This is a genomic window from Sodalinema sp. (genome assembly GCF_046483825.1).
Classification (GTDB): domain Bacteria; phylum Cyanobacteriota; class Cyanobacteriia; order Cyanobacteriales; family Geitlerinemataceae; genus Sodalinema.
Window position 1 is genome coordinate 1 of the sequence record NZ_JAWOCL010000261.1, and the last position, 4391, is coordinate 4391.

Annotated in this window: 4 protein-coding genes; 3 read left to right on the forward strand and 1 reads right to left on the reverse strand. The window is 53.8% G+C overall.

Going from position 1 to position 4391, the window contains the following annotated elements:
• The coding region (locus R6U67_RS16710) for a CHAT domain-containing protein (protein ID WP_410253604.1) at positions 1–2080 on the forward strand (2080 nt) is incomplete at its 5' end.
• A 65-nt stretch (positions 2081–2145) separates the two neighbouring features.
• Complete coding sequence (locus R6U67_RS16715; protein ID WP_410253605.1) at positions 2146–3168, forward strand: hypothetical protein; 1023 nt, start codon at positions 2146–2148, stop codon at positions 3166–3168.
• A 175-nt stretch (positions 3169–3343) separates the two neighbouring features.
• Here the strand turns inward: R6U67_RS16715 and R6U67_RS16720 are convergent, their stop codons facing one another.
• Positions 3344–3844: a leucine-rich repeat domain-containing protein gene (locus R6U67_RS16720; RefSeq protein ID WP_410253606.1), complete on the reverse strand. Its 501-nt coding sequence runs from the start codon at positions 3842–3844 to the stop codon at positions 3344–3346.
• Positions 3845–3954: 110 nt separating this feature from the next.
• Here R6U67_RS16720 and R6U67_RS16725 point away from each other — a divergent pair.
• On the forward strand, positions 3955–4391 hold a 437-nt coding region (locus tag R6U67_RS16725; protein WP_410253607.1), incomplete at its 3' end, for a DHH family phosphoesterase.

Genomic DNA, 4391 nt, shown 5'->3' on the forward strand with positions numbered 1-4391 from the left:
CTTCCGCGATATACGCGATCGCGCCGGTGAAGGCAACGCCCTAGGCAATTTGGGTAATGCTTACCGCAAACTGGGTCAGTATGAACGAGCTATTGACTTCCATGAACAGGCCCTAGTGATCTTCGGCGAAATCGGCGATCGCGCTGAGGAAGGTTTGACCCTGGGCAATTTGGGCAATGCTTACCTGGATCTGGAGCAGTACGAACGCGCCATTGACTTCCATGAACAAGCCCTAGCGATCGCCCGCGAAATCAGCAATCGCTTAGGGGAAGGTAACGCCCTGGGCAATTTGGGCAATGCTTACAACAGCCTGGGTCAGTACGAACGCGCCCTAGAGCAATACAGTCAAGCCGTCGCCCTGTTCAACGAACTCGGTGCGCGCACCCCAGAAGCCCTCTTCCTCAGCAACATCGGCAGACTCCTCAACGACCAAGCCCAACCCGAACTCGCCATCACCTTCCTTAAAGCCAGCGTCGATCTCCGCGAAGCCATACGCGGCGACCTGCGCGGACTCGACACGGACCTGCAACAATCCTTCACCGACACCGTCGCCGACAGCTACCGCTTCCTCGCCGACCTCCTCCTCCAACAAAACCGCGTCCTCGAAGCCCAGCGCGTCCTCGACCTGCTCAAAGTCCAAGAACTCGACGACTACCTGCAAGAAGTGCAACGTAATGCCCGCACCGCTAGCGGTATAGACTATCTGCGGCCCGAGCAGAGCATCCTCGACCAATACAACCAATTACAATCCAGCGCCATTGACCTGGGCCAAGAACGGGCACAGCTCACTCAGCGACAACGCAGCGGTGACCTCACCCCCACAGAACGCCGACGCCTGCAAGACCTAGTGCGCCTGGAGCAAGACCTGGCCCAACAGTTCAACAGCTTTGCTGAGGCTCCCGAAATCCAAACCCTAGTCGCTGCCCTCAGCCCTCGGGTGTTGCGACAAACCCTTGACCTAGACGGACTCTCAGCCCTGCGCAACAATCTGGACAACCTGGATGCCGCCCTCATCTATCCCCTCATCCTAGAAGACCGCCTAGAACTGGTGATTACCACCGCCGACACTGAACCCCTGCGCCGCACCGTCGCTGTGGGGCGGACTGAGCTGAATGCCGCCATCATCGCCTTTCGCCAAGCCTTAGAAAACCCCCACAGCGATGCCCAAACCCCAGCCCAGCAACTCTACCGTTGGCTGATTGAACCCCTCGAAGCTGACCTAGCAGCGGCGGGGGTGACGACTCTGCTCTATGCTCCTGATGCAGCCCTGCGTTACATTCCCCTGGCTGCCCTACACGATGGGGAGCAATGGTTAACGGAACGGTTCCGCATCAACCACATCACCGCCCTCTCCCTAGAAGAGTTGACGACCCCGCCCCAAGCGGCTCCCCGTATCCTGGCGGGGGCGTTTGCTGATGTGGGGACGGTTCATTCTGTCGGGTCGTTTACTCTGCCCGGGTTGCTCTATGCGGGGGAGGAGGTGACTCTGCTGGAGGCGGCGTTGCCTGATACGGTTGCCCTGATTGACGAAGCCTTTGACCTGGATACCGTGTTGCTGGAATTGGGCAGTGCCAATATCCTCCATTTCGCCACGCATGGGGTCTTTGTCCCCGGTGACCCAAGCGATTCTTTTATTCTCTTTGGTAATGGCGATGCCCCGACGCTGCGGGATATTGGCGGCTGGTCCTTGTCCCACATTGATCTGGTGGTGTTGAGTGCCTGTGAGACGGGGTTGGGAGGCTTTGATAATAATGGCGAGCAAATTCTGGGGCTGGGCTATCAGTTCCAGCGGCGGGGGGCCAAGGCGGTGATTGCCTCTCTGTGGGCGGTGAGTGACCAGGGAACTCAGGTGTTGATGACGGCATTTTATGATGGTCTGGCTCTAGGAATGAGCAAGACGGAGGCGTTGCAGGCGGCTCAACGGGCCTTGATTACTAATGACTTTGTGGCGGTGGGAGGACGGCGCGAGGCGATGGTGGAGTTGGTTAGCAGTACCACTGGGCAACGGTTGGTGCCGGGGGGGACGTTGGCTCATCCCTATTACTGGGCGCCGTTTATTTTGATTGGGAATGGGCTGTAGCCGAATCCAGAATGCACTATAACAAATGTCAATAAACTCATACTATTCGTTGAGGCAAGGACGTGATGCAACGCGATCGCAACCACAAAAATTGGCAAGGGTGGGGACTCTTACTAGGTATCGGAATTGTCCTGACGACCCGACCTGCCCTTGCCAACTCATGGACACCACTTGTCCACACCACCTACATGCACCTGTTCTTGGGGAACCTAATCATTGGATACATCGAGGGGTCACTGTTAGCAAAGTGGTTTCGATTGCCTCGCTTCCAAACAGTTTCAACCTTAATCTTGGCTAACTATACCTCAGCTTGGGGAGGAATGCTGATTACGGTCTTCATTAAGTCAGGAATCACTTTTCTCACCATAGAAAATATTCATATTTGGCAGTGGATCTTTGCCATCTTTATGTTTCTGGTTACCTTGTTGATTGAATATCCGTTTTTTCAGATTTCTTTAAGAAAGCAGTCAGAAGCTACCGTGAAGACTGTCAAATCACTGCTGGTCATTCATGGCATTAGTTACCTGTTACTAGCGGCATGGTATGTGGCACAAAGTCAGACCAGTATGTTGACTCAGCTTGAGCGGGTGCCCGTAGATACTCTAGATTTACCAGGGCAATATCAGCTCTATTTTAAGTCTTCAGATGGGGTACAGACGATGCAGTCCAATTTGACGGGTAGCAATATCAAATCAATTTCACTCGCAGATTTTCAAACTCAACAGTTAACAATTCCTAAAGAACCTCACTCGCCGGATCGCAGACTCATACGCCGTGGGCAATTTTTTGATCAGCCCATTCTAAAGTTGGCTGAAGACAGCGACTGGGATTTTTATATTCGCTACCTGCAAGGGCGAGGAATTGCCGGACTACGAAATCGCGAGCTTGGGCAGTTGGAGTTTGAGTTCACCCTGGAAACCCCTTTTGCCCACTGGCCAGTTCGTCATGCCACCCATCTCCCCGGTGATTTTGTGGTGTTTCAACTGGGGGACGATCAAATCTGCATTCTGCATCCCCATGATCGCTTGATTGCCCTAGTCACGCGCGGTAGAGAACCCTTTGTTGTAGCAGCGGGGGATGAGCCATAACGGAATCAAAGATCGCCATGCTGGGGATAGACTTTGGCGGTGTCCAGGGCGAGATCACTAAGTTTGCACTAAAAGGACACAAGGCGATCGCTCTCATCGAAACGTAGACCATCGATCCTCAGGTTTATGGTGAAAACAGAAGACTCTCATCGGTTTAAACGCGACGATAATGAACTTACCGAGGATGGACCTCATAATACTCCCGAATCGCCGTCAGCCCCTGCTCGCAAACCTGCAACGGCGGACATTCCAGCGGATTCTCCCCAACATTCAGCCGGAACAATCGCGGCAGATGCACCATAAACTCGGGAATCTCGCGAATCTGATTTCCCGTTAACTCCAACATTGATAAACTCTGCATCTGCGCCATAAACCCAGGAATCTCACGAACCTGATTATTCGATAACTCCAACCCCGAGAATCGGGGAAGGCGGCTCAAACAGGGAGGAATCGCTGTAATTTGATTGCGAGCCGCGTACAACAGACGCAACTTCGAGAATTCGCCAATAAACTCAGGAATCTCTGTGAGGCGATTCCCCGAAAGATTCAATCCCGCCAACTCCGGGAACTCCAACAGCACCTCGGGAACCTCCTGCAAGCCTAACCCATGTAAATTCAGGGTGTCCCGTCCCGCTGCTTTCATCGCCTCAACTCGGGCCTCAACGCTATTCTCCATCGCCGTTACGTCCTTAAAGTTCCCTCAATTCTAGCCTCGCCCCTTGCCAAAGTCTGCCCCCAGGACAGACACTGAAAACACGCCCTTGCTACTACTGGTTCTCAATCTCCGTGCGTCCTAATCTCCCTAACCAACGCTGGATTCTGGCGGATCTCCCTGAAGCTGAGATCCAATCTCTGGCTGAGTCTCTCAATGTCTCTCCCCTCATTGCCCAAATCCTCATGGAACGGGGCTTAGAGAGTCCTGAGGCGGCTCGAATTTTCCTGGAACCTGACAGCCTGGAACTGCCGCCACCCCTTCAGGATTTCCCCGATTTAGCGATTAGTCTCGATCTCATTGTGGAGATGATTGAGACGGAACGGGCGATCGCCATCTGTGGAGATTATGATGCCGATGGTATGACCAGTACCGCCCTGCTGTTGCGGGCTTTGGGACGTTTGGGGGCAAATGTCGATTATGCGATTCCCAGCCGCATGAGCGATGGCTATGGCATTAACTCCCGCCTCGTGAATGAGTTTGCTGAGGCGGGGGTGGGGTTAATTATCAC

What these genes read in the sequence shown, in the direction of transcription:
- R6U67_RS16720 (WP_410253606.1), bottom strand. Translation starts at nt 3,844, where the DNA reads ATGGAGAATAGCGTTGAGGCCCGAGTTGAGGCGATGAAAGCAGCGGGA.
- R6U67_RS16715 (WP_410253605.1), top strand. Translation starts at nt 2,146, where the DNA reads ATGCAACGCGATCGCAACCACAAAAATTGGCAAGGGTGGGGACTCTTA.